The organism is Hydrogenimonas urashimensis (genome assembly GCF_016593255.1).
In the GTDB taxonomy this organism is placed as follows: domain Bacteria; phylum Campylobacterota; class Campylobacteria; order Campylobacterales; family Hydrogenimonadaceae; genus Hydrogenimonas; species Hydrogenimonas urashimensis.
In genome coordinates this window covers 228,298-251,998 of the sequence record NZ_AP023212.1, presented here as the reverse complement: position 1 = coordinate 251,998, position 23,701 = coordinate 228,298, and the positions used below count along the sequence as shown (strand labels likewise).

The 23,701-nt window shown below is 52.7% G+C and carries 30 protein-coding genes; 14 read left to right on the top strand and 16 right to left on the bottom strand.

Features of this window, described 5'->3' with window-relative positions; genetic code table 11:
* Nucleotides 1-9 precede the first annotated feature (9 nt).
* Together JMG82_RS01265 and JMG82_RS01260 are read left to right on the top strand one after the other, a co-directional pair.
* A complete protein-coding gene (locus JMG82_RS01265; RefSeq protein ID WP_201353133.1) occupies nt 10-1,572 on the top strand; it encodes an FIST N-terminal domain-containing protein in 1,563 nt (520 codons plus the stop codon).
* Nucleotides 1,565-2,116: a class I SAM-dependent methyltransferase gene (locus JMG82_RS01260; RefSeq protein ID WP_201353132.1), complete on the top strand. Its 552-nt coding sequence runs from the start codon at nt 1,565-1,567 to the stop codon at nt 2,114-2,116. Before JMG82_RS01265 ends, JMG82_RS01260 begins: the two co-directional genes overlap by 8 nt.
* Before the next feature lie 14 nt (nt 2,117-2,130).
* Here JMG82_RS01260 and flgH read toward each other — a convergent pair whose 3' ends face one another.
* Nucleotides 2,131-2,832 carry a flagellar basal body L-ring protein FlgH gene (gene flgH, locus JMG82_RS01255; RefSeq protein WP_201353131.1) on the bottom strand — a complete coding sequence of 234 codons (702 nt, stop codon included), beginning with the start codon at nt 2,830-2,832 and terminating at the stop codon, nt 2,131-2,133.
* A 77-nt stretch (nt 2,833-2,909) separates the two neighbouring features.
* Here flgH and JMG82_RS01250 point away from each other — a divergent pair, with 77 nt between their 5' ends.
* Complete coding sequence (locus JMG82_RS01250; protein WP_201353130.1) at nt 2,910-3,359, top strand: GatB/YqeY domain-containing protein; 450 nt, start codon at nt 2,910-2,912, stop codon at nt 3,357-3,359.
* 3 nt (nt 3,360-3,362) lie between these two features.
* On the opposite strand, the gene JMG82_RS01245 is transcribed toward JMG82_RS01250, so the two are convergent.
* Nucleotides 3,363-3,737, bottom strand: a complete 375-nt coding sequence (locus tag JMG82_RS01245; RefSeq protein ID WP_201353129.1) for a PH-like domain-containing protein — start codon at nt 3,735-3,737, stop codon at nt 3,363-3,365.
* 89 nt (nt 3,738-3,826) lie between these two features.
* On the opposite strand from JMG82_RS01245, the gene JMG82_RS01240 reads away from it, so the two are divergent.
* On the top strand, nt 3,827-4,492 hold the full coding sequence (locus tag JMG82_RS01240; protein ID WP_201353128.1) for a phosphoribosyltransferase: 666 nt from the start codon (nt 3,827-3,829) through the stop codon (nt 4,490-4,492).
* 9 nt (nt 4,493-4,501) lie between these two features.
* Here the strand turns inward: JMG82_RS01240 and trpC are convergent, their stop codons facing one another.
* The 4 genes from trpC to JMG82_RS01220 are packed head-to-tail and all read right to left on the bottom strand — an operon-like array spanning nt 4,502 to nt 7,630.
* Complete coding sequence (gene trpC / locus JMG82_RS01235) at nt 4,502-5,305, bottom strand: indole-3-glycerol phosphate synthase TrpC (protein ID WP_201353127.1); 804 nt, start codon at nt 5,303-5,305, stop codon at nt 4,502-4,504.
* Entirely contained in the window at nt 5,302-6,591 is a 1,290-nt protein-coding gene (locus JMG82_RS01230) for a tetratricopeptide repeat protein (protein WP_201353126.1), read from the bottom strand. Before JMG82_RS01230 ends, trpC begins: the two co-directional genes overlap by 4 nt.
* Complete coding sequence (locus JMG82_RS01225) at nt 6,564-6,950, bottom strand: YkgJ family cysteine cluster protein (protein WP_201353125.1); 387 nt, start codon at nt 6,948-6,950, stop codon at nt 6,564-6,566. Before JMG82_RS01225 ends, JMG82_RS01230 begins: the two co-directional genes overlap by 28 nt.
* Nucleotides 6,938-7,630 (bottom strand): tRNA1(Val) (adenine(37)-N6)-methyltransferase, encoded by a 693-nt coding sequence (locus JMG82_RS01220; protein WP_201353124.1) that lies wholly within the window; start codon nt 7,628-7,630, stop codon nt 6,938-6,940. The genes JMG82_RS01225 and JMG82_RS01220 overlap by 13 nt, the downstream gene beginning before the upstream one ends.
* A gap of 46 nt (nt 7,631-7,676) precedes the next feature.
* On the opposite strand from JMG82_RS01220, the gene kdsB reads away from it, so the two are divergent.
* A complete protein-coding gene (kdsB, locus tag JMG82_RS01215) occupies nt 7,677-8,405 on the top strand; it encodes a 3-deoxy-manno-octulosonate cytidylyltransferase (protein WP_201353123.1) in 729 nt (242 codons plus the stop codon).
* Nucleotides 8,406-8,414: 9 nt separating this feature from the next.
* Here the strand turns inward: kdsB and JMG82_RS01210 are convergent, their stop codons facing one another.
* From JMG82_RS01210 to JMG82_RS01175, 8 genes are all read right to left on the bottom strand, one after another.
* The gene (locus JMG82_RS01210) at nt 8,415-9,221 is read right to left on the bottom strand and encodes an ABC transporter permease (RefSeq protein ID WP_201353122.1); all 807 of its coding nucleotides are present in this window, start codon (nt 9,219-9,221) and stop codon (nt 8,415-8,417) included.
* Between the two features lie 10 nt (nt 9,222-9,231).
* Nucleotides 9,232-11,034 carry a flagellar hook-associated protein FlgK gene (flgK, locus tag JMG82_RS01205; protein ID WP_201353121.1) on the bottom strand — a complete coding sequence of 601 codons (1,803 nt, stop codon included), beginning with the start codon at nt 11,032-11,034 and terminating at the stop codon, nt 9,232-9,234.
* Nucleotides 11,035-11,037: 3 nt separating this feature from the next.
* Complete coding sequence (locus JMG82_RS01200) at nt 11,038-11,466, bottom strand: hypothetical protein (protein WP_201353120.1); 429 nt, start codon at nt 11,464-11,466, stop codon at nt 11,038-11,040.
* A 14-nt stretch (nt 11,467-11,480) separates the two neighbouring features.
* The gene (locus JMG82_RS01195; protein WP_201353119.1) at nt 11,481-11,693 is read right to left on the bottom strand and encodes a flagellar biosynthesis anti-sigma factor FlgM; all 213 of its coding nucleotides are present in this window, start codon (nt 11,691-11,693) and stop codon (nt 11,481-11,483) included.
* Nucleotides 11,694-11,754: 61 nt separating this feature from the next.
* Nucleotides 11,755-12,042, bottom strand: a complete 288-nt coding sequence (locus tag JMG82_RS01190) for a rod-binding protein (RefSeq protein WP_201353118.1) — start codon at nt 12,040-12,042, stop codon at nt 11,755-11,757.
* Between the two features lie 9 nt (nt 12,043-12,051).
* Complete coding sequence (locus JMG82_RS01185) at nt 12,052-13,110, bottom strand: flagellar basal body P-ring protein FlgI (protein ID WP_201353117.1); 1,059 nt, start codon at nt 13,108-13,110, stop codon at nt 12,052-12,054.
* A 56-nt stretch (nt 13,111-13,166) separates the two neighbouring features.
* Nucleotides 13,167-13,763 (bottom strand): 16S rRNA (guanine(966)-N(2))-methyltransferase RsmD, encoded by a 597-nt coding sequence (gene rsmD / locus JMG82_RS01180; protein ID WP_201353116.1) that lies wholly within the window; start codon nt 13,761-13,763, stop codon nt 13,167-13,169.
* Nucleotides 13,747-14,112, bottom strand: coding sequence for a hypothetical protein (locus tag JMG82_RS01175; protein WP_201353115.1), 366 nt, complete (start codon nt 14,110-14,112; stop codon nt 13,747-13,749). The genes rsmD and JMG82_RS01175 overlap by 17 nt, the downstream gene beginning before the upstream one ends.
* Before the next feature lie 147 nt (nt 14,113-14,259).
* Between JMG82_RS01175 and JMG82_RS01170 the strand changes: the two genes are divergently transcribed.
* The 5 genes from JMG82_RS01170 to nhaA all read left to right on the top strand — a co-directional run bounded on the left by JMG82_RS01170 (nt 14,260) and on the right by nhaA (nt 18,007).
* Nucleotides 14,260-14,637, top strand: coding sequence for a flagella length regulator FlaG (locus tag JMG82_RS01170; RefSeq protein WP_346727045.1), 378 nt, complete (start codon nt 14,260-14,262; stop codon nt 14,635-14,637).
* Between the two features lie 50 nt (nt 14,638-14,687).
* On the top strand, nt 14,688-15,068 hold the full coding sequence (gene fliS, locus JMG82_RS01165) for a flagellar export chaperone FliS (RefSeq protein ID WP_201353114.1): 381 nt from the start codon (nt 14,688-14,690) through the stop codon (nt 15,066-15,068).
* Entirely contained in the window at nt 15,055-15,315 is a 261-nt protein-coding gene (locus JMG82_RS01160; protein ID WP_201353113.1) for a hypothetical protein, read from the top strand. The genes fliS and JMG82_RS01160 overlap by 14 nt, the downstream gene beginning before the upstream one ends.
* Nucleotides 15,316-15,371: 56 nt before the next feature.
* Nucleotides 15,372-16,586: an argininosuccinate synthase gene (locus JMG82_RS01155; protein ID WP_201353112.1), complete on the top strand. Its 1,215-nt coding sequence runs from the start codon at nt 15,372-15,374 to the stop codon at nt 16,584-16,586.
* A 248-nt stretch (nt 16,587-16,834) separates the two neighbouring features.
* On the top strand, nt 16,835-18,007 hold the full coding sequence (gene nhaA, locus JMG82_RS01150) for a Na+/H+ antiporter NhaA (protein ID WP_201353111.1): 1,173 nt from the start codon (nt 16,835-16,837) through the stop codon (nt 18,005-18,007).
* Nucleotides 18,008-18,061: 54 nt separating this feature from the next.
* Here nhaA and JMG82_RS01145 read toward each other — a convergent pair whose 3' ends face one another.
* Nucleotides 18,062-18,370, bottom strand: a complete 309-nt coding sequence (locus tag JMG82_RS01145) for a hypothetical protein (protein ID WP_201353110.1) — start codon at nt 18,368-18,370, stop codon at nt 18,062-18,064.
* Nucleotides 18,367-20,316 (bottom strand): M3 family metallopeptidase, encoded by a 1,950-nt coding sequence (locus JMG82_RS01140; protein WP_201353109.1) that lies wholly within the window; start codon nt 20,314-20,316, stop codon nt 18,367-18,369. Before JMG82_RS01140 ends, JMG82_RS01145 begins: the two co-directional genes overlap by 4 nt.
* Nucleotides 20,317-20,407: 91 nt before the next feature.
* Between JMG82_RS01140 and rplI the strand changes: the two genes are divergently transcribed.
* Genes rplI through era form a run of 4 tightly spaced genes read left to right on the top strand, consistent with a single transcriptional unit; the run spans nt 20,408 to nt 23,619 of the window.
* Nucleotides 20,408-20,851 (top strand): 50S ribosomal protein L9, encoded by a 444-nt coding sequence (rplI, locus tag JMG82_RS01135; RefSeq protein WP_201353108.1) that lies wholly within the window; start codon nt 20,408-20,410, stop codon nt 20,849-20,851.
* Between the two features lie 5 nt (nt 20,852-20,856).
* Entirely contained in the window at nt 20,857-21,393 is a 537-nt protein-coding gene (gene hslV / locus JMG82_RS01130; RefSeq protein WP_201353107.1) for an ATP-dependent protease subunit HslV, read from the top strand.
* Nucleotides 21,394-21,413: 20 nt separating this feature from the next.
* A complete protein-coding gene (hslU, locus tag JMG82_RS01125; RefSeq protein ID WP_201354129.1) occupies nt 21,414-22,733 on the top strand; it encodes an ATP-dependent protease ATPase subunit HslU in 1,320 nt (439 codons plus the stop codon).
* Nucleotides 22,705-23,619: a GTPase Era gene (gene era / locus JMG82_RS01120; protein WP_201353106.1), complete on the top strand. Its 915-nt coding sequence runs from the start codon at nt 22,705-22,707 to the stop codon at nt 23,617-23,619. The genes hslU and era overlap by 29 nt, the downstream gene beginning before the upstream one ends.
* Nucleotides 23,620-23,701: the final 82 nt, after the last annotated feature.

The following is a 23,701-nucleotide window of genomic DNA, read 5'->3' as shown; positions in this document are numbered from 1 at the left end:
AAGGGCTTCATGAAAACCTATTCCGTTGTATACGAATCGGTACTGACTTTTCATCTTCTTCCCACAGAGGAGATCAACCGTGCCAAATCGGTGCTGGTGCAGATCTACAGCACCTACCGCTCCCGTTCGATGCTCGAAAAGATCGCGCATGAAGTCCAGATCTTCTTTCCCGAAGCCGTCATCGTGGGGATCACGACGTTCGGCGATATTCACAACAACGCTTTCAGCGAGCATAAGACCATCATCGCCATCTCCACGTTCGAAAAAACCCGGCTCACCAGCTACTCGCTTGGCGAAATCGAAGATGACCAGACTTTCGACGCGGGCAAACTTCTGGCGAAAAAGGTGATAAGACGGGACACCAAACTACTGCTGCTTTTCTGTGACACTCTCCAACTCAACCCGGAAGAGCTTCTTGCGGGCATCACCACGGTTAATGACAAGACCCCCGTCTGCGGCGGACTCGCGGCGGATTACGGCAAATTTTTCGAAACGATTCTGGTACATAACGACCAAACGATTAGCAAGGGGGCGGTTGCCGTGGGATTGAGCGGTTCCAACCTGACGGTTGCGATGAAAGCGATCGTCGACCTCCATGTCGTGGGTCCCGACCTGGAAATCACCTCTTCAAAAAAGAACCGTGTCCACGAAATCAACGGAACGATCGCGGCGGAACTCTATGAGCACTATCTTGGCAAGACATTCCTGGAAAAATTTCCCCTCTCCGGACTCGAAATCGCCCTGGTGACGGAGACGGACGGCTTGCAGATCGCCCGAAACGCCACGTCGCTGTATGAAGATGGCTCGATCCGCTATACCGGAAACATCAACCCGGAAAAAAAATGGAAATTCGGGTATATCGACAGGCAAGTCTCCTCCACCTTCTGTTTTCCCACATTGGCGGGGAAGAGGAGTTTCGAAACCTTTTTCCTCTTCTCCGACGCCTCCCACCAGCTGCTGAACAAAGAGAGGCTCTACGAGACTCTTGAAATGCTCTCACAAAATACGACGACCGTGGGCTATTTCGGATACGGCCAGTTCTTTCACAAAGAGAACAAAACCTACCTTCTGAACCAGGCGATGGTTGTCCTGGGACTGAGCGAAAGAAAAGAGAAAAAGGAAGAGGTGCAGAAGGAGTGTAAAACGTTCCCCGCCGACACTTCGGAAGAGGCCACTGTTCTTACCAATTCGCTGAGCCATCTGAGCCGTGTCATGTTCGAGGAGCTCGAACTGCGCGAAAGTGCCCTGGATATTCTTATGGAAGAGTACACCGCGGGAGTGATTCTCTACAACAGCGATCTTCTGATGGAGCGATGCAACAAAGCGGCCGAAAAACTGCTCGGCCTGGGGACAAAACTCTCTTTAAGAAAGGATCTGCACCGCATGGAATCCTGGATCGTTTCGCTGCTGGAGGAGACACTGGAAGGAAAGTTCCACTCGAAGATCGGATCGGTCGTCGATCCTGTTACAGGAGGGGAAAAAGAGGTTCACATCGATACGCTCCCCATTGTAAATCGGGGTGTCGTCAAAGGAGGCATCGCCATCGTACGGGAACACAGAGTCGATGTTTGAAGACAAAGAGAGATGGAACCGAAGATACGCTTCGCAGCCGCCTTCCGGGGTGCCAAGTGAGCTGCTGCTGCGACATGTCGACAGGATCGTCGGGAAAAAGGTCCTCGATATCGCGGCGGGGATGGGACGCCATGCCCGTTTCCTCTCGAAGCGTGGATACTATGTCGATGCCATCGAATGGAGCGATGTCGCTCTTGATGCACTGAAAAAAATCCCGCATGTCCGTGCCATCGAAGCGGACCTGGAAAGAGGCATCGCACTCGATTGCCTCTATGACGCCATCCTCTGCTTCAACTATCTCAACCGCAATCTCTACCCGGCGATGATGTCACATCTTGAAAAAGGCGGCCTCCTGCTTTTTGAAACCTTCGTGGCGGATGATGCCAACGAAGGCGCCCCTGGCAACCCCGACTACCTGCTGCAGAAAAATGAACTGCTCCATGTTTTCTGTCCACTCAATATTGTCGAATACAGTGAGAAATTCGTCACGAGAGAGGACGGCAGGCGTACACTGCTCGCCTCGCTCGCCGCCATCCGGGAGTAATATCCGCCACTCTCTCAGAAGGGCCAGACCGACTCGATCGCCTTGGTTCCCCACCCCTTCTCCGTCGCCTCTTTGATATCTCCCTGTGTTTCGTACAGTATTTTGGCATCGGCGATATGTTTCGAGTCGATCATGTTCGTCTGTGTGATATCTTCGGGACGGATGACTCCGTTGACATGGAGAATCTGCTTCTGTCCGTTGATCAGCATCTCTCTTCGGCCGTCGATAAAATAGTTGCCGTTTTCGAGAATTTTGATGATTCTCGCGGAAATTGTCGTCGTGAACTTCTCTTTGCGTTCGTTGGTGCCGGTGGCGTTGAAAGAGTTGTTCGAACTGATACCGGCGCTGATATCGGTTATCTTGTTCGCCTGCGATGCGAAATTTCCCGGGCCTCCCGCAAATACCGCACCGCCCAGCTTGTCGTTCGTCGTCTTCTTTATCTTCTTCGAACCGCTCGAGGAGGAGAGAATGTTTTCGTCGATGACAACCGTGACGATGTCGTTGACGTTCATCGCTTTTTTGTCGGAGAAGACGGGATTGTCTCCCCGTCCGAAGAGGCTGCCGGGATTGTAGGTTCCCCTGAACTTCTCCCTTGGCGGCACCTGTTCCACATATTTCGGCGGTTTGAAATCGATCTTCGCATCGGCCTGGTGGGTGCTGCACCCGGTATAGAGCAGTATTGTCGCCAAAAGCCCCAGCGTTTCGATCTTTCGCATTCCCATCATCCTTTTGGTATAATTCGGTCCAGATTTATGAACGGATTAGCAAAAACCGTTCCAAACGAAGGATTAGCATGAGCGAACTCAAAGAGAGACTGAAAACCGACTTAAAGACGGCGATGAAAGAGAAAGATACCTTCAAACGCGATGTCATCCGATTTGTCATGAGCGCCATCAAACAGATCGAAGTGGACGAGCGCAAAGAGCTGAGCGATTCCGACATCGAAGCGATCCTCGTCAAACAGATCAAACAGCGCAACGACGCCATCGAACAGTTCAGGGAAGGAGGGCGTGAGGATCTCGTGGAAAAAAACGAGAAAGAGCTCGAAATTCTTCGAAGCTACCTTCCCGAGCCCATGAGCGAGGATGAAGTGCGAGAAATCCTCAAACAGATCATCGAAGAGACGGGTGCGTCGGGAATGAAGGATATGGGCAAGGTGATGGGCGAAGCCAAAGCGAAGATAGGAAGCCGCGCCGAGGGGAGAGTGATCAACCAGATCGCAAAAGAACTTCTGAACGCCTGAGATTTACACCCCCGAGCCGGTGTTGAGAGCGGCAGCCTCTTCGAGGCGGCGAACCGTCTCCCGCCATCGCTTCTCACTCTTTGCGAAGAGAAAACCCGAAGCGAGTGTTTTCCCCTCTTTGACCCATGTTATCCGCACGACGGGCCACCCGCCGCCCCACTTTCCGGCATGCCATTTTCCGATACCGACATCGACAATCGATGTGAAGGGGATGCGAAATGCCTCTTGCGTGAGATGTTTCTGAAAACAAAAAGAGTCCAATCCCAACCAGTAAAGACCGTTCCCCCGGGCGAAAAAACCCTTTTCGCTATACCGTCTCCACCATTTTCCATCGACGGTGGTTCCAAAATAGTACCCTTCTTTTTTCTCTTTTTCCATCATACCGTTTAAATTACTCTGTAAAACTTGAAATAATTCTTAAATTATGCTATATCTTAAATAAAAATAAACATTTGCAAGGAGCTGCCATGTTCAAAGACAGAGTCGAAGCGGGTGAGAAACTCGCGGAAGCCGTCGCAGCGAAAGGCCCATTCGAAAATCCCATCGTCCTGGCGCTGCCAAGAGGCGGCGTTCCTGTCGCCTACGAAGTCGCCAGGCGTATCAAAGCTCCCCTCGATGTCATCATCGTCCGGAAGCTGGGGGCCCCTTTCAACGAGGAGTTCGCCATCGGCGCCCTGGTGGAGGGCAATCCCGAGCGTGTCCTTTTGAACGAGGAAGCGGTCTATCGGCTTGGAGTCGACAAATCCTATCTCGACCAGGTGGTCGCCCGGGAGCGCGAGGAGCTCCATCGCCGGCAAAAGCTCTATCGCGGGTCGCAGAACCCACTCGAACACCTGGAAGGCAAAAGCGTTATTCTGATCGACGACGGTATCGCGACCGGTTATACGATGAAAGCGGCACTGGCTGCGATTCGTGAGCAAAATCCGGCCACCATCGTCGTTGCCGTTCCCGTGGCCCCGCAGGATACGCTTCCTGAGATGGAACGCCTGGCCGATCGTGTGGTCGTACTGGAGACGCCCGAGCCGTTTTGGGCTGTCGGTGCCCATTACGAGCGGTTCGACCAAACCAGTGACGAAGAGGTGATCGACCTGCTCGAAAAGGCGAAATCGGAATTGGGCGAGGAAGAAAAGTAAAGGGAAACGCTACCCTTTCTTGTTGTCACTGCCGTATTTGAGTTTGCGCAGCGCACCGGCGATATCTTTCTGGCGCATGAAGTGTTCGCCGACAAGGAAGGCATCGGCACCCACTTCGTGAAGATGTTTGACCTGTTCGTGGTCGTGGATACCGCTTTCGGCGACGATGATTTTGGAGTTGGGAATAAGCGGTATGAGTCTTTCGCTCAGAGTCATGTCCATCTCGAATGTTTCGAGATTTCGGTGGTTGATGCCGATGATGTTGGCCCCGGCGAAAATCGCTTTGACGAGGTCCTTCCTGTCATGTATCTCGACCAAGGCCTCCATTCCGAGGTGCCAGGTGTACTCCAGCAGATTTTTCAGCTCTTTTCGGCTCAGTGCCTTGGCGATGAGCAGAACGAAATCGGCGCCGTAGACAAGCGCCTCGACGAGCTGATACCTGTCGATGATGAAATCTTTGCGAAGCAGCGGCATCGGAACATAGCGGCGCAGCATCGTCAGGTACTCCACATCCCCCTGGAAATAGTGCGGCTCCGTCAGGACCGAAAGCGCATCCGCCCCGCCCTCTTCGTACGCTTTGCCGATCAGAAGCGGATCGAAATCCTCCCGGATTACCCCTTTTGAGGGGCTCGCTTTTTTCACTTCCGCAATGATGCGGTAGGGGTTGTCGGGTGTCGACTTGAGAACTTTGTGCACATCCCGCGGCGGATAGGGATTGTAGGCGAGGGAGCGTCCCAGCCACTCCATCGGAAACTCTTTTTTCTTCTTCTTAAGATCGGCTTTCGTACGGGCTATGATTTCATCGAGTATCACTTTTTACGACTCCTGCATTTTTCTATTTTTTTCCAGTGGGCTTTGATCTCTTCATCTTTGAGCCCAAGTTTCTCTATCACTTTTTTCATCTCTTCATAGGCTTTTTTGCATTGACCCAGCTTGTAGTGTCCCCAGGCGAGTGAATCGATATAGAAGGCGGAATCGGGTTCGGCTTTCAACGCTTTTTGGACCAGTTCGATACCCCATTTTACATCGATGTTGTGATCGATAAGCAGATAGCCGAGGTAGTTGTAGTAAAGCGGGTCGTCCACCCCCTCCTTGAAAGCCCTGGAGAGGCTGCGGATAACCTTTTTCAGAAGTTTCGGATCGTCCTTTTTCGGGGAGCCTTCGTAGATGAGGATACTGTATTCGGCAAGCCAGAGCGGATCGAGCGTCTGCTCATAGAGACGCTCGGCCAGCGCCGAGGCCTTGTCGTAGGCGCGGGTATGCTTGTAGATGGCCAGCAGCAGCTTGTCGTCCGCTTTCGACGCAATGAGCAGTTTTTCCGCTTTGTCGAACTCTTTTTTGTAGGCGTAGATTTCCGCCGCCTTGCGGGCATACTCCGCCGTTTTCGTCACATCGTACATCCGGGCATAGACGTCGGCCAGGTTTTCCAGATCGTTGTTCTGGCGATAGAGCTCCGCCAGAAAGAGGCAGACGTTTTCCGAACAGCCTATCATCTTGCTGTGGGTCTCCAACAGACGTATCGCGTCCTGCGGTTTCTTGAACTGGTGGTAGAGGATGGAAGCCATCTTCACGACGGTCGTATCGTCGTGATGCGTGGCATAGTATCTGTCGTAGACATCGTAAGCTTGTTGGTACATGCCCTTGATCAGGTAGATCGAGGCCAACATGTCGATATTCTGGAGGTTTTCGGGTTCGAGTTCCACCGCTTTTTGGGCGCTTTTGAGGGCTTCGTCGGCCTTGTTGAGACGCAGCTCCGTCACCGTGTAGAGCCGATAGAGCGTCACATTTTCCGGAAACTTCTTCATCAGTTGCGAGAGCTCTCTTTGCGCATCCTCGTACCTTTTTCCGGCGATCAGAAGTTTGATCGATTCTATCTTGTAATCCGGATTGCCGGTCTTTTTGTAGAGTTCGTCGAAAAGCAGGTAGGCTCTGCCGTAATCGCCATGCTCTTTGTAGTAGAGCGCATGGATGATGTAGTCGTACTCGTAATCGAACGCTCGGTACTGCTGCTTGGGCTCTTTTGGGGGATGCGGGGATTTCTGCGAACATCCGGCAAACAGAAAAAGCAGTATTACGAACGCGGACAGATACCTGGACATTCTCGTTTCAATTCCTCTTCGTTTTCTTTGAAATGCTCCCAGAAGGGATAGGTGCGGCACTGGACCGGACGAACCGGATAGATCTCGCATCGGCGTTTTTCTCTGTCGTAAAAGATACAGTCGTACTCTCCTTCGACAACCACTTTTTCCTTGATACTGAAACGATACCCTACTTTTTCCAGATAGCGCTGAATGAATGTATCCGGTTCCACATTCAAGAAGGCGGCCATTTCGGGAATCTTCTGCACACGCACCCATATATGGCCGCTCTCTCCGATGCAGCAGTTGCCGGCACAGGTTTCGCACGCCTTCGGATCGAAAGCGAAATCGTACCCCTCTTTCGTTATCAAATCAGACATTTTAACGTATGTGTCCTTGCTTTTTTGAATATCTTTTCCGCCTCTTCGCCATAGGCATCCCCTTCGAAGACGATAAAGGGGGGCCAAACCCGGCAGAGCCCTTTGGAGTTGTTGCGGGCGTGTATCAGCACCAGTTTCGCCGGTCTCTCCTTTTTGGGATGGACGAACCGCACATCTTCGACCCTCAGCCCCACATCCGCCAGCCGGGCGAAAAGCGCACCCACCTGTCTCGCGTCGTAGCAGAATATAAAACGGCCCCGCGGTGCCAGGAGGGATTTCACTTTCCCGAAAAAAGGTTCGATGGGCAGATGGTCGTTGTACCGGCAGATTTGCATATGTTCATCGTCGCTTCGAATCACCTTGGGATGGTAGAACGGCGGATTGGAAACGATGAGATCGAACCGTTTCTTTGAATCGAAGTCGAGAAAGTCGCTTCGCACGAGTTCGGCTTCGACGCGATTGGCATTTATATTCTTTTCGGCCAGCTTCGCCATCATCTCCTGCTTTTCCACCATCGTCAGTTCGATGGGAAAATCCCGCGCGAGCAAAAGGCCGATCACGCCGACCCCGCACCCGACATCCAGTACCTTCCCCCGGGGAGCAAAGGAGGAGATGAAATCGTAGAGAAACATGGAATCGCTGTTGAAGCGGTATCCCTCTTCCGGTTGATAGAAAAGCACCGAACCCCCGGTTTTTGGTAGAATTATAGCAAAAAAGGGAGCATTCATGATTATCATACCCGCCCGTATCGCCTCCTCCCGCTTTCCGAAAAAGGTTCTCGCCGAAATCGACGGTGTGCCGATGGTCGTCGCCACGGCCCGAGCGGTCCGAAGTGTCGACGATGTGGCGGTCGCCACCGACAGCGGCGAAGTCGCCCGAGTGTGCGAAGAATACGGCATCCGGGCTGTCATGACGAGCGGCGAGCACCAAAGCGGCACCGACCGCATCAACGAAGCGGCGACGCGTCTTGGGCTTGATGCAGGCGAAATCGTCATCAATGTGCAGGCGGACGAGCCTTTCATCGAACCCGATGTCGTCCGGACACTGGAACAGCTTGTCAAAAAACATCGCAACGAGGCGCAGACGATGATATGCTCTCTTTACAAAACCGTCTCCAAAGAGGAGGCAAAAGATCCCAATCTCGTCAAAGTGGTGACAGACGAGTGCGGATACGCCCTCTACTTCTCCAGAAGCCCCATCCCCTTCGACCGGGATGGGACCCTCGAGAGCTACAAAGGGCATTTGGGACTTTACGGTTTCACCAGGAAGATGCTCGAAAAATTCTGCACGCTTCCCCACGCCCCCCTGGAACATATCGAGAAACTGGAGCAGCTGCGGGCTCTCTCGCACGGCTACGATATCGCCATGGCGGAAGCAAAAACGCAGAGTTTCGGCATCGACACGCCGGAAGATCTCGAAAGAGCGCTCGCGCGCCGGAACGCGCCAGGCCTGTAACGGGCCTCTTTAACTTCCTATGATCTCTTTTCGGTTTGTCCGGGTCTGCAGATAGTCGGAAATCTGCATCAGCGAGAAAGTGACCAGAAAGATCATCAACCCCGGGAAGAAGCTGATCCACCAGGCGATCTCCATCACTTCCTTCCCTTCGCTGATCAGGCTGCCCCAGCTCATTTGCGGCGGGCTTATGCCGAGCCCCAGAAAGCTAAGGGCGCTTTCGCTCAGAATCGCCCCGCCCACGCCGAACGTGAAGCTGACGAAAAATATGGGTGCCAGCAGCGGAGCGAAATATTTGACGATGATCCGGGATGTCGGGACCCGGGCGATTTTGAGTATCTTGATGAAGGGTTTTTCTCCGATGGCGAAGCTCTCGGCCCGAATCATCCGGGCCATCGTCATCCACCCTGTCACGGAAATGACGAAAATGAGAACCCAGACGGAAGCTTCGATGTAACTAACAAGTGCCAACAGAAGAAAAAAGGTGGGGAATGTCAGAAAAAGATCGACAACCACGACGAACGTTCTGTCCACTTTTCCCCGGAAAAAACCGGCGGTTATGCCCACCATCAGACCGATCGTCGACGCAATGAGAGCGCTGCCGACACCGATAAGAAGGGAGACCTGTCCGCCTTGCATCAACCGCGCCAGAAGATCCCGGCCCAGTCTGTCTGTTCCCAGCGGATAGGCACCGGAAGGGGGAAGAAGGAGCGATTCGGGATGCAGAGCGTAAGGACTGGCCGTATAAAAAAACGGACCGGCGAAAGCAAAGAGAAAAAGTGCGACCAGTATGGCCACACTGATGCATGGACATTTCATACCCGCAATATTACTGTTTTATGTTAAGAAGTGTCTGAATCATCTGGTCGATCGTCGTGATGACCTTCGCACTGGCACTGTACCCTGTCTGATACTTCATGAGATTGGTCAGTTCCTCGTCCATATCGACCTTGCTGATGCTGTCGAATTCATCGACCACGGCATTGAGCAGTGCTTCCGAGGTCTCCGCCGAGGCGTGAGCCGACGCGGTCGTATCGGCGACGTTCGTCGCGCTCATTCGGAAAAAACCGCTCAGCGTATCGGACGTGTAGAGATTGCCGGAGTCTGCAGGCATGTAGAAATCGATCTTGTCGTATTGCAATTCGATCATGCTGTTGGCGACACGGTTGTCGCCCGCGACGGGGGCACCGTTTCCGCCGATACGGGTAGGATTCTCGTCCAGGGCCTTGTTGAGCCGTATGTCGGCGGCGCTCCTGCCGTCGAAAAAGCGTTCGAGTCCGAGAGCACCGGCAAAAAGTGTCGGAGCCTCTTTATCGGCCTCTTCGATGGCGAATGTGTAACCCAGGCCCTGCACCTCCTGTTTCACATCGATAGTGAATCTGCCATTTTTAGCGGATGCGTCCAGAAAATCGTCCACATCGTTGCTGGTTACATTGTCGCCGTTGTCGTCGATGTTGGCATTGATGAAGCCCGCTATTTCGCCAAACGTCTTCTCTTTCGTGACAACGATCTCTCTTTTTGCCACTTCATTGCCGTCGATGTCGTAGACTTTGACATAGAAGCTTCCCTCGCGAATCGGCAGTTCGGAGTTTTGAACCGTCTGATCCTCTTCGATCTCGGCGTCGCCGCGCATCGCCGTTGTCGCATGGGCGGCATAGAGATTGTTGGTAAACATGGCCATCGAGGAAGCGTAACTGTCGAGCTCATCCATCACATTTTGAAGATCTCCGTCCCTGAGGGAGAGAATCGCTCCCACTTTTCCGCCATGGAGATAGCCGGTGATATCGAATTTCTCATAATCCTGGCGCTGGTAATAGACCTGCTTGAAACCACCTCCCTCTTTTTCGTCGATGACAAGAGGGTGAAAGGTGGAACCGTCGACGAAGGAAGAGCCGCCGATACTCAGGTGGTAGGCGTCACCCGATTCGATTCGATGCCTGTCGACCGTGGCATCGGGCTGAAGATCGCCTTTGGAGACGGCGATATCGACCAGCTTGCTAAGGGCAAGCTCGAGTTTGTCCCGCTGGTCCCGCAGATCGTTGGCATGATCGCCGCCCGCCTCGTCCGTGTTGATGCGTATGTTGATATCGGCGATCTGTCTGCCGAGTCTGTTGATTTCGTCCACCGCCGTTTGAAGCTGCTCGTCGAGGGAGTTCTGAAGTGTCGCTATCTGTTCACGGGTCTGGCGGATTGTCGAGGTAAAGGTGCGGGTCTGCTGGGCGAGGTTGGTTTTCAGTGCGGTGTCGTCGGTATTTTTCGAAAAATCGTTCCAGGCGTTGAAATACTCCTGCATCCCGTTGTAGATGCCGTTCTTGTCGATCTCGGGAAAGTAGGTCGAGACCTCGTCCATCGTCTCTTTTCTGAACTGGCTGTATTCGTTGTCAGTGGAAGCGTCCTTGAGTCGCTTGTAGACAAATTCGTCGTGAATCCGTACGATCTCCGTGATTTTCGCGCCGAGCCCGATATCGCCGGGCGTGGTATGAAGAGGCGTATTGGGGGAGATGACGACACGCTGGCGCGTGTAGTCGGGATTCTGGGCGTTGGCGATATTGTGACCGGTCGTATCTATCGCGATCTGGGAAGTCTTCAGCCCGCTGTAGCCGATATTCAGGGCATTGAAGATCGAAGCCACGGCTTACGCCCTCACTTCGATGAACGATGCCAGCTTGGCATTTTTCCCTGTATAGCCGTCTTTTTCGACAGGGAGCATCTCCTCGTACAGTGTGTTGTAGAATTCTCCTACGGTAATGACAAAACGTGCATAATAGCGGTTGAGGGCCTGCAGCTCCTCGAGTTTCTCCCGAAGAACGGAGAGTTTCTGCCGGATCGTCGCGTCCAGAAGATCCTCCATCTCACTATCCGGATGGGCTTTGACAAGATTGCTGATCTCGTTGTCGATCAAAGCTTTGCGGTTTTCAAAAGTCACCAGCGTGTGTTCTTTTGTTTTGATGCGTTCGAACATGGCATCGTGGCGTGCCGCTTTGATGTCTTCGATATCCATCTGCGTCAAATCGATCAGCGACTGCAAATCCTCTGCCGCCTTGTCCAAATAGTGATTCAGCATCTTATTTCCTCGGTTTAGAGATCGGGTTTGAGCTCCTGAGCCATTTTCGTTGCGGTGGCTTTCAGATCGATCTGGTACTCTCCATTGGCGATCTGTTTTTTCAACTCATCGACCCTGCTCTGTTTTTCCACTGTCTGTTTTTCGATATTCTGTGCGTTTTGCACGTCGTTCTTCCTCATATCGTTGATTATCGTCCCGCTGTTTTGGGCACCTACGTTGCGAATCATTATGCATCCTTTGTCATTGATATGCTTCTGTAATTATACTATCGACAAAATGGATTATTTGTTAAGCCCGTTTTTCAACCAAATAGTTAAACAAAAGTTCACTGTACCCGAAAGCCCCGCTGAGCTGCTTGCTTCGCTCCCCGTTCATCATCGACTGGTAGATCTCCCGGCCCGGATCTTTGGGAAGAAGCGGATCGTTTCCCTGTATTGATTTGTCAAGAAGCATTTTCAGTATGATCGCCTCAAACGCATCGGTCTGCTCTTTGAGTCTCACCCTCTCGTTCGGTTTTGCATTGAGTGAAGGAACCCCGGGTTCGACCCCGCTGAATTCTGGAATCCGAATCTGCATGGCTTCTCCTTAAATGATCTGCAGGTCGGCGTGAATCGCCCCCGCATTTTTCATCGCTTCGAGAATCGAAATGATGTCTTTGGGTGTCGCACCCAGTTTTTTCAGCGACCGGGCGATATTTGCGACGGTCGTCGCACCCGGGCGTGTCACGACCGCGTTGTTCCCGGGCTGTATCTGTGTATTGCGTCCGATATTGACGGCATCCGATCCTTTTTTGATCGCCGGAAGTCGCTTCTGTCGTTCGATTTTGACAACGATGTCACCGTGTGTAATCATGACAGGCTCAACTTCGATATCCACGCCGGACACGATGGTCCCTGTCCTTTCATCGATGACAATGCGGGGTTTGACACTGTAATCGATTGACAACTCCTGCGCCTCGGCGAGAAACTCGATCATACTCATCGTTTCCGGTTTTTTGAGCCGGATGGTTCTGGCATCGATGGCCACTGCCACTCTCTGTTTATAGTAGCGGTTGAGCATCTTCTGAATCGCGATGGCGTTTTTGAAGTTCGCCTCTTTGAGGCTGAGCGTCGCCTGTTTTTGCGAGTAGAGATCGAATGCGACCTCCTGTTCCACCAGGGCGCCTCCCGGAATGCGGCCGGCGGTCGCGTGGTTGAGCGTTCCCGCGCCTCTGCCGTTTCTCCCTCCGATCGTCACGGAACCCTGGGCCAGTGCATAGATGCGCCCGTCGACCCCTTTGAGCGGTGTCATCAAAAGTGTCCCGCCCTCAATCGATTTGGCGTCCCCCATCGAGGAGACGACCACGTCGATGCGGTCTCCCTGCCGGGCGAAAGGAGGAAGTGTCGCGGTGACCATGACAGCGGCCACATTTTTCGATTTGATATCTTTGGGATCGAGTTTCACATTCATCGACTGCAGCATGTTGGCGATGGTCTGCAGGGTGAATTTGGAAGTGGTGCCGTCTCCAGTCTTGTTGAGGCCGACGACCAGCCCGTATCCGATGAGCTGGTTGTCCCGAACGCCGATGACGTTGCAAATCTCTTTTATTTTCGCGGCATGGAGAAAAAGAGGCAAAAGTACGATCAGAAATGCTGCCCGTCTCAATGGAAACCTTTCGCTTCGAAATCTTTCAAAAAGCGAAAGCAAATGGCGTTCCAGAGTTACGCCGCGGTGTAGTAACTCAGTGCGCTTTTGCCGAATTTTTTGAATTTCACCCGTTTGAAGGGCCCTATCGTGTCGGGAAACTCGGCTTTTGTCATGTGTTCCACGATGATCATGCAAATAACCGCCGGATCGATACGGGCGATCGTCGCGAGCACGTTGTCGTAGATCTCTTCGTACCCTTCGCGTATGGAGAATGGCGGGTCGATGTAGAGATAGGCTTTCTCGCCCCTCTCCTTCAGCTTTTCCAGAATCCGGGGCAGTTCTTCAAAAGCGTCTCCCAACAGAAGCTCGCATCGCTTGGGATCGAGCGATCCGCAATTGTTCCGAAGCGTTCTGTAGGAGTCGCGGTCCCGCTCGATGAACCACGCCCGCTTCGCTCCCCTGCTGATCGCTTCAAGGCCAACTGAACCGCTTCCGCCGAACATTTCGATGAAATTTCTGTCGATCAGGTCGAACTGCAGCGTGTTGAAAAGAGACTCGCGAAGTCTCGCTTTTGAGCTGCGTGTGACACTCTTGTCGGGCAGAACTATCTTCTTGCCCCGGTATTTCCCACCAATGATTTTGGTCGTCATCGGGCTACTTTTTGGTTTCATAGTGCTCTTTTATGATGGCAACAAGATCGTCGACAAACAGACGTGTTACCCTTTCGATCTTCTCTTCGAGCGTCTCGTCCTCCTCTTCGAGGGAAAAGGAGTGAACCCTCTGCCGGTTCGTACTGCTTTTAAGCTTCTCTTCGAGTTTGATCATGAGCTGCGAACGTGAAAAGGGTTTTTTGAGGTCGGCTTCCGGATCGCTGCCGATACGAAGCAGCGGTTTTTCCGTCACCGTATCGTGATCGGACACCACAATATCCGCCTCCTGCTCGGGTACGAGCCTGTTCTTCAAAAACCGGTGCAGACTCTTTTCTATTAATATGGAATGGCATTTGAGTGCGATTTTCATGAAAGCCCTGTTTTTACCGGCGTCACCCGGTACGGTGGAGTCACGCCGTTATTATATCATTCCCAAGATGGGTTTTTGAAACCGACCTAAACTATTTCGCAAACCATCCGATACTTCTTCAAAGCACAAATCGGAGGTGAAGGACGCATGGAAATATTCAACGCAATGCGCACTCAGCAGCCCCCATCGTCACAGGGTGTTGGGCACGCACATCAATCTGTACAGCAAACCCATAAAAACTCTTTGCAGATGCGCAAGGAAGAGGCGCAAAAAACGGAAGAGAGAGCCGATGCCGAAAAGCTGAAAAAGCAGCTGCAGGAGATTACCGACAAACTCAACAAAGAGATGAACCCGCTCAAAACGAGCATCCGCTTCGGTTTTGACGATTCCATCGAGGAGCTCTACATATCGGTCATCGATTCGAGCAACAATCAGGAGATTCGCAAGATTCCTTCGGAAGAGGCGATGCGCCTGGCCGCCAAAATGCGTGAGATTGTCGGAATGATTTTCGACAAAAAAGGGTGAAAGCCCGATTTTTGCATGGATGCATAATTTAAGTAAAAAAGGATTTTTTAATGACCGCAGCAGCCGCATACAGTACCTATACCCAGAACAACCTTCAGATCGAATCCCCGGAAAAACTGATCGAGATGCTGTACGAAGGGATCATCCGCTTCGCATCGCTGGCGAAAAAGTCGATCGAGAACAAAGAGATCGAAAAGCGGGCCTACTGGACCAACCGGACCATTGCGATTTTTGTGGAACTGATCAATTCCCTTGATCCCGAAAAAGGCGGCGATGTCGCCTACTATCTCGAAGGACTCTACAACCAGCAGATCAAATTCATGACAGAAAGCAATATCGAAAACTGCCCGGAGAAGATCGACATCGTGCTCAAAGTGACCCGGACACTCCTGGAAGCCTGGAGAGAAGTGACGGCAGATGGCATGGCTTGACGATTTCAAAATCGCCCTAATCGAAGAGGACGAAGAACGCCTCTCATCTCTGATCGACCGGATGCCGGCATTCGACACGACCGATGAAATAAAACGCGCGATGCATCTGATCGATCAGGCCCGCGGTCTCATCATCGGTAAAAAAAGAGAGCTCGCCGAAGAGATGAAAAGAGTCGAAACATCCAAAAAATTCCTCACCTCCTCCGGCGGGTCCGTTTCTTCCACCCGCCTCGACATTACATCATAATCCTTTCAACTCTTTTTGGATAAAATCACTCCAAATTTTCCAAGGGGTACAGCTTCATGAAAAAAAATGTCAAAAAAGTCGTTCTCGCCTATTCCGGCGGCCTCGACACCAGTATCATCCTGAAATGGCTGCAGGATGAGTACAACTGCGAAGTGGTCACGTTTACCGCGGACATAGGTCAGGGAGAAGAGGTCGAACCCGCCAGGGAGAAGGCACTGAAACTGGGCATCAAACCGGAAAACATCTTCATCGAGGATCTTCGGGAGGAGTTCGTGCAAGATTACGTCTTTCCGATGTTCCGGGCCAACGCCATCTACGAAGGGGAGTACCTGCTCGGCACGTCCATCGCCCGTCCCCTCATCGCCAAGCGCCAGATCGAGATCGCGAAGCTCACGGGCGCCGACGCCGTCAGCCACGGTGCGACCGGAAAAGGAAACGACCAGGTCCGTTTCGAACTGGGCTACCTGGCGCTCAATCCCGACATAACGATCATCGCGCCATGGAGAGAGTGGGATCTCAACAGCCGGGAGAAACTGCTCAAGTTTGCGGAAGACCACGGCATACCGATCGAAAAACACGGCAAAAAGTCCCCCTACTCCATGGATGCCAACCTCCTGCACATCTCTTACGAAGGCGGCCGGCTGGAAGATCCGATGAACGAACCCGAAGAGGAGATGTGGCGCTGGACCGTCAGCCCCGAAAACGCCCCGGATGCCCCCGAATACATCACCATCACCTACAAGAGTGGCGATCCCGTCGCCATCAACGGCGAAGAGATGACGCCGGCCCAGATTCTAATGGAGCTCAACCGTCTTGGAAGCAAACACGGCATCGGACGACTCGACCTGGTCGAAAACCGCTTTGTCGGCATGAAGAGCCGCGGATGTTACGAGACGCCGGGCGGCACCATTATGCTCAAAGCGCACCGGGCCATCGAATCGATCACACTCGACCGCGAAGAGGCGCACCTGAAAGACGAGCTGATGCCCCGCTATGCGAAGCTCATCTACAACGGTTTCTGGTTCGCACCCGAGCGTGAAATGCTCCAGGCGGCAATCGACAAAACCCAGGAAAACGTCAACGGCGATGTCCGCCTTAAACTCTACAAAGGAAGCGTCATGGTGGTCGGACGACGCTCTCCCAACACCCTTTTCCATCCGGAATTCAGCACGTTCGAAGAGGATACGGTCTACAACCAGAAAGACGCGGAAGGATTCATCCGCCTCAACGCCCTGCGGTTTATCATCGAGGGCCACGCGCGAAAAAAATGAGGGCACCCGCCTCTTTTCATGGTTGCCGGCGGAGGGACTCTTTGCGAAGATGCGGAAGAACCTATTTTCATACTAAAGAATATCAATGACGGTCGATGAATTGCTGTGGGAGATACTCTCCATACTCTTCGTCACCGCCGTTGTCGTTGTCTTCACGGTTTACTACCAAAAAAAATTCCACGACAAGTAGATCACCGCTTTCGGGCATCGTACTGATGGTATAATTTTCCAAAAACGGACGCGATGCCATGCTCAAAGACAACCTGCTCGCTTTCTTCAAGAAAGACTCCTCAACGGGAATACTGCTTTTTCTGATGACCCTTGCGGCGATGCTCATCGCCAACTCGCCCCTGAAGGGATACTACGACGCCTTTACCGAAATTCCCGTGACGATACGCATCGGCACGCTGATTATCGACAAACCCCTGCTCCTTTGGATCAACGACGGCCTGATGGCCGTGTTCTTTTTCATGGTCGGCCTGGAGATCAAAAGGGAAGTGGTTGAAGGGGAGCTGAAAGATCCCGGAAAAATCACTGTGCCCGCCTTCGCGGCATTCGGCGGCATGGCCATTCCAGCGATAATCTACGCCTTTTTCAACAGCGAAAACCCCGCTGCGATGCAGGGGTGGGCCATACCCACGGCCACCGATATCGCCTTCGCCCTGGGCATCCTTTCTCTGCTGGGCAAAAGGGTTCCGCCGGTGCTTAAACTCTTTCTTTTAACATTGGCCATCATCGACGACCTCGGGGCGATCATCATCATCGCACTTTTTTATACCTCCGGCCTCTCCTACCTCTCACTGGGCATCGTCGCAGCCACGATATTCACTCTTTTCATGATGAACAGAGGGGGAGTCGTGAACAATACCGCCTATGTTCTCATCGGCATCGTCATGTGGGTCGCGATGCTCAAATCGGGGGTCCATGCCACGCTTGCCGGCGTCATACTGGGCCTCTTCATTCCGATACGAAACAACAAGGCGAGCTTTCATGCCCTGGAACACTCGCTACATGCGCCTGTCAACCATGTCATTCTTCCGCTGTTCGCCTTCGTCAATACAGGAATCAGCTTTTCCAACGTCTCGGTAGGGGATTTCACAGACGCCGTGACGGTTGGAATCGCACTTGGGCTCTTTTTGGGCAAGCAGCTTGGCATCTTCCTCTTCAGCTCGCTGGCCATCTTCCTGCGTCTTGGCTCGCTCCCCGACGGGATAGGATGGAAACATCTTTACGGCCTCTCCGTTTTGGGGGGTGTCGGTTTTACGATGAGCCTTTTCATCGGATCGCTCGCCTTCGAATGCACCGGCGGTGCCTGCATCCCCCTCGTCGACGAGCGGCTGGGCATTCTTATCGGATCGTTTCTCTCCGGAATCGTGGGTTATCTCGTTCTGTTGTCAACGACGAAGAAAGCGAAAAGATAGAGGAAACCTCTACCCGTCTCTTTTTTGCAGATATAGTTTGAAGGGATTCTCCAATCAACGGCCCAGTGCGTCTTCGGCACGCTCGATCAGGTCCCCCACGCTGAATTTTATGACGGCATCGTCGATCCCTATCAGGCGCGGGAGCACTTCCAGCAGAAAATGGAAAATATAGAGCATAGGCATGAAAACGTAGAGTTCGCGCATAAAACTTTTGATCGTGTAGCGCTTTTTCAGCCAGGCCACCGCCTCGGGCCGACCGTGCAGCAGCAGAAGGCCCTGAATCGCGAAAACGAATCCCCAGCAGATGTAGGTCAGTATCGACCCGATGACAAGAACGTACCCCCAGAATTCAAAACTGCTCATCGACTTGCCAGATCGTAGAGTTTCACAAGCGCATTCGGATCGGGGTCGCGTCCCAGCCATTCGCGATAGAGGCTGTCCATTGGCGCGCTGGCGCCTTTTTCCAATATGGTCTGTTTGTAACCGTCTGTCATCTCCCTTTTTATGCGCCCTTTTTCGTAACAGGCGAAAAAGGCGTCGGCACTAAGCACTTCTGCCCATTTGTAACTGTAGTAGCCTGCCGCGTATCCCCCCGCGAAAATATGCGCGAAACCCCACTGAAAACGGTTGTAGGCCGGCGGTTTGATCAGCGCCAGCCGTTCCCGCAATCCATCGAGAAGCCGCTGGACCTCCTCTCCCTGATAGAGTCTTTGATGAAGCATAAAGTCAAAAAGGGCGAACTCTATCTGCCTCAACATTCCCATGGCCGCGAGAAAATTCCTGCTTCGTTTGATCTTTTCCGCCAGTTCGCGCGGAAGGGACTCCCCGGTTTCGTAATGTCTCGCGAAGCGGTCGAGCACCTCTTTTTCGTAGGCAAAATTTTCAAGAAACTGGGACGGAAACTCGACCACATCCCACGCGACCCCATGAATACCGCTGACGAACCGTTCCCTGACCCTGCTGAAAAGGTGATGGATGGCGTGCCCCATCTCGTGAAAGAGTGTCACAACATCATCGTGACGCAAAAGAGACGGTACATCGCCACTCGATGGCGGGAAATTGCACACGACAAAAGCGGAGGCGGGATGTACCCTTCCATTTTCGTCCTCATGATGGGTCTGCCAGTCGTTCATCCATGCACCGCCGCGCTTGTTTTTTCGGGCCTCGAGATCGAAATAGATCCTGGCGAAGCTTTCGCCGTTTTCTACGAGATCATAGACTTTTACCTTCTCGTTCCAAACCGGCACATCGACTTCGACGAAGTCGATTCCGAAAAGCTCGCTGACAAAGTCGAGCAGTCCCTTCACTACCCTGCCCTGCTCGAAAAACGGACGTGTCATCTCGTCGTCGAAATCGAGTTCTCTCTTTTTGAGTTTTTCACTGTAGTAGGCGACGTCGAAGCTCTCGATGGTATCGAGCCCCTCCTCACGTGCCAGTTGTTCGAGTTTGTGGACCTCTTTTTCAGCGTGGGGGAGTGACGCGTCGGCCAGTTCATTCAGAAAACGGACGACGGCATCGTCGTTCGGCGCCATTTTGGTGGCCAGCGAAAGCTCGCTGTAATGGTCGAATCCGAGTATTTTGGCCTTCTCGTCCCGAAGCCGCAGTATCTCGTCGATGACGTCCCCGTTTTCGGGAGCCCGGGTCACGTAGGCCCGGTAGAGCTCCTCGCGCAGCGCTCTGTTGGGCCCATAGCTCATGTAGGCCATGTAGCTTGGCAGCTGAAGAGTGAATTTCCAGACTCGTTTTCCCTCCTTTTCCGTTTCTGCGAGTTTCAGATCGTTTTGCGGAATTCCCTCCACGTCTTTCGGATCTTCGACGATCAGTTCGTAGGCGTTCGTCGCATCAAGAAGGTTCTGGGAGAAACGGTTGTTGAGCTCGCTGAGTTTCAGGTCGATCTCTTCGAGCCTCTTTTTCTTCTCTTCGGGAAGATCGACGCCGGAGAGTCTGAAGTCCCGGATTTCAAGCCGCAGCATCTCCTTTTGCGCCGCATCCTCGCCCCGTATCGACGCAAAGGCCTCATAGAGTTTTTTGTTCTGCATGAGTTTCGTATGGTAGTGCGAAAGCAGCGGCAGCGACGCTTCGTAGGTTTTCTGCGTCTTTTCGGAGTTCTCCACGCTGTTGAGATGGGAGAGCGGGGTAAAGAAGAGATCGAGCTTTTCGAATGTCTCCATATAGGGCCTGGCGAAAGTGATGTACTCCTTCTCGCTTTGGGCCAACAGCGCTTCGATCTTTTTTTCGTTCTCTTTCAAGAGATTCTGCAACGCATCGACGAACGTGTCGAAATCGGGTACGCGAAACGGTATGAACATGATCGACCTTCCCCCTCGATTTTTTCGGAATTATAACCGAATTACGCTATTTTCGATATAATCACCCAAATTATACGTAGGAGTTCAGTTTATGAAAGTACTGTTGATAAAAGATGTGAAAAGTTTGGGCAAAGCCGGAGAGATCAAAGAGGTGAAAGACGGCTACGGGAAAAACTTCCTCGTCGCCAAGGGATTCGCCAAAGTGGCGACTCCGGAAGTGGTCGCCGAGTGGCAGGCGCAGCAGCAGCGCAAAGCAGCGGAAGAAGCGGCGGAGATCGCGCGTCTTGAAGAGATGAAAAAGAGACTCGAAAGTGTCCATCCGGTGATCAAAAAGAAGCTTGGGGCCAACGGATCGCTCTTTGGAGCCATCACGAACCATGATCTGGCCGACGCCCTGGCAGAGATCGGGCTGGAAGTGGACAAAAAGCACATCCACCTCGACCATGCGATCAAGGCAACGGGCGAATACGAAGCCGATATCAAACTGGGACACGGCATCCATGCCTCTCTCAAATTCGAAGTGGCCGGAGAGTAGAGGAGATGTTTGAAGCGACGACGATACTGGCCTACAGAGCAGACGATTATGCCGTCATCGGCGGAGACGGACAGGTGACCTTCGGCAACGCCGTCCTCAAAGGAAACGCCACGAAGATCCGCACACTCCACAACGGCGAGGTGCTCGCAGGCTTTGCGGGAAGCACCGCCGACGCTTTCAACCTTTTCGACATGTTCGAGGGGTTTTTGCAGAGCAGAAAGGGGGATCTGCTCAAAGCGGTGATCGACTTTTCCAAGGCGTGGCGCAAAGACAAAGTATTGAGGCGCCTCGAGGCGATGATGATCGTTCTGAACAATGAGCACATCTTCATTCTGAGCGGAAACGGCGATGTCGTGGAACCAGAAGATGGCAAGATCGCCGCCATCGGAAGCGGCGGCAATTTCGCGATCTCCGCCGCCAGGGCACTGGCGAAACATGCCGACATGGATCCCAAGGCGCTGGTCGAGGAGAGCCTCCACATCGCCGCCGACCTGTGCATCTACACCAACCACAATATCAAAACACTGGAATTGAGAAAATGAGCAACCAAAACGCCAATACCATGACACCCAAAGAGATCGTCGCCTATCTTGACAACTATGTCATCGGTCAGGAGAGGGCGAAAAAGACGATCGCCGTGGCCCTTCGCAACCGATTCAGACGCATGCAGCTGCCCAAAGAGATTCAGGATGAGATCATGCCCAAAAATATCCTGATGATCGGTTCGACCGGCGTAGGAAAAACGGAAATCGCACGGCGGCTTGCGAAGATGATGGGGTTTCCTTTCGTCAAGGTCGAAGCCAGCAAATACACCGAGGTCGGCTTTGTGGGACGGGATGTCGAATCGATGATACGCGATCTCGTCGCCACTTCGATCAATCTCGTCACCCAGGAGCAAAAGGAACTCAAAGCGGGGGAAATCGACCGGAATGTCGAAAAAATGATCATCGAAAAACTCCTGCCGCCGCTGCCGAAAAACGCCCCGCAGAGCAAACAGCAGGAGTACCAAAGCAGTTTCGAACGGATGCGGGAGAAGCTCAGAAAAGGGGAGCTGGACAAACTGAAGATCGAAGTGGAAATGCCGGCTCCGAAGATCGAAATGGCAGACAGCAACATGCCGCCGGAGATGAGCAAGGTGCAGGAATCCCTGGCCCGGGTCTTCGGTTCGTTCGGCAGGGAGAACAAAAAAGAGGTGACAGTCAAAGAAGCCCGAAAGATTCTGAGGCAGAGTGCCAGCGAAAGGATTCTCGACGAAGAGCAGATCAAACAGGAAGCACTGCGTCGGGCGCAGCAGGGCGGCATCATTTTTCTCGACGAAATCGACAAAATCGCCGTGTCCAGCCAGAACAGCGGAAGGCAGGATCCAAGCAAAGAGGGAGTCCAGCGCGACCTTCTTCCGATCGTCGAGGGGAGTACGGTCAACACCAAATACGGCCCCATCGATACCGATCACATCCTGTTCATCGCCGCGGGCGCATTCCATGTCAGCAAACCGAGCGATCTCATTCCCGAACTGCAGGGCCGTTTTCCCCTGCGTGTCGAGCTCGACAGCCTGACGGAAGAGGCACTGTACGAAATTCTGACCAAACCGAAAAACTCACTGATCAAACAGTATCAGGCACTGCTGAGTGTCGAGGGCATGGAACTCGTTTTCGAAGAGGATGCCCTCAGGTCGATCGCGCACCTCAGTTACCAGGCCAACGAGCGCACGGAGGACATCGGTGCGCGGCGTCTGCATACCGTCATCGAAAAGGTCCTGGAAGAGATCAGTTTCGAAGCGGACCGGTACAGGGGTAAAACTTTCACGATAACTGCCGATTATGTCCATGGTAAGCTCGATTCCATCGTCGAGGATGAAGATATTGCGCGCTACATCCTCTGACTGTCCGACGAAAGCGGGATTCGTTGCCGTCGTAGGGCGCCCGAACGCCGGCAAAAGCACGCTACTCAACTGGCTCGTCGGCGAGAAACTGGCGATGGTGAGCAAAAAGGCACAGGCTACCAGAAAGCGCATGAACATTATCGTGATGCACGGCAATGTTCAGATCATCTTTGTCGATACGCCGGGAATCCATGAAAAAGAGCGTCTTTTGAACCAGTTCATGCTCTCTGAGGCGATCAAGGCGATCGGCGACTGTGATCTTGTTCTTTTTCTTGCACCGGCAAAAGACAGGCTGGACCATTACGAGAAATTTCTGGAACTCAACACGAAAGGACGCCCCCATATCGTCGTCCTGACGAAAATCGACGAAGTGAGCAACCAAAAACTGCTCGAAAAGATCTCGGAGTATCAAAAGTTTCAGGAGAGATTTCTGGCACTCATTCCCGTCTCGGTCACCAAAGATATCGGGAAAAAAGAGCTGCTGGATGAAATCGGGAAACATCTGCCCTGCTCTCCCTGGCTCTACGATCCGGAACTCATGACGACGACCAACATCCGGGACATCTACAAAGAGATGATCCGGGAGTCGATTTTCGACAACCTGAGTGACGAAATTCCCTATGAAACGGATGTGATTATCGAGAAGATCGACGAGAAACCGCATCTTGATCGTGTGCAGGCTACGATCATCGCCGAAAAGAAGAGTCAGAAACTCATACTTGTCGGACGCGGGGGATCGACGATCAAACGCATCGGAAGAGATGCGCGCATCAAAATGGAGAAATTCGCGGGGAAAAAGATCTTTCTCGAACTTTTCGTATCGGTCAAAAGCGGATGGTCCAAAAACAAGAAATCGCTTTCTGAGATTGGCTACAGTTTCCAGTAGCATCAGGCATAAAAGAGCGTTGCTTTATCCGTGGCTTGGTGATGAGAATCAACCGAATCGTCAAAACTTGAATTCATATTTA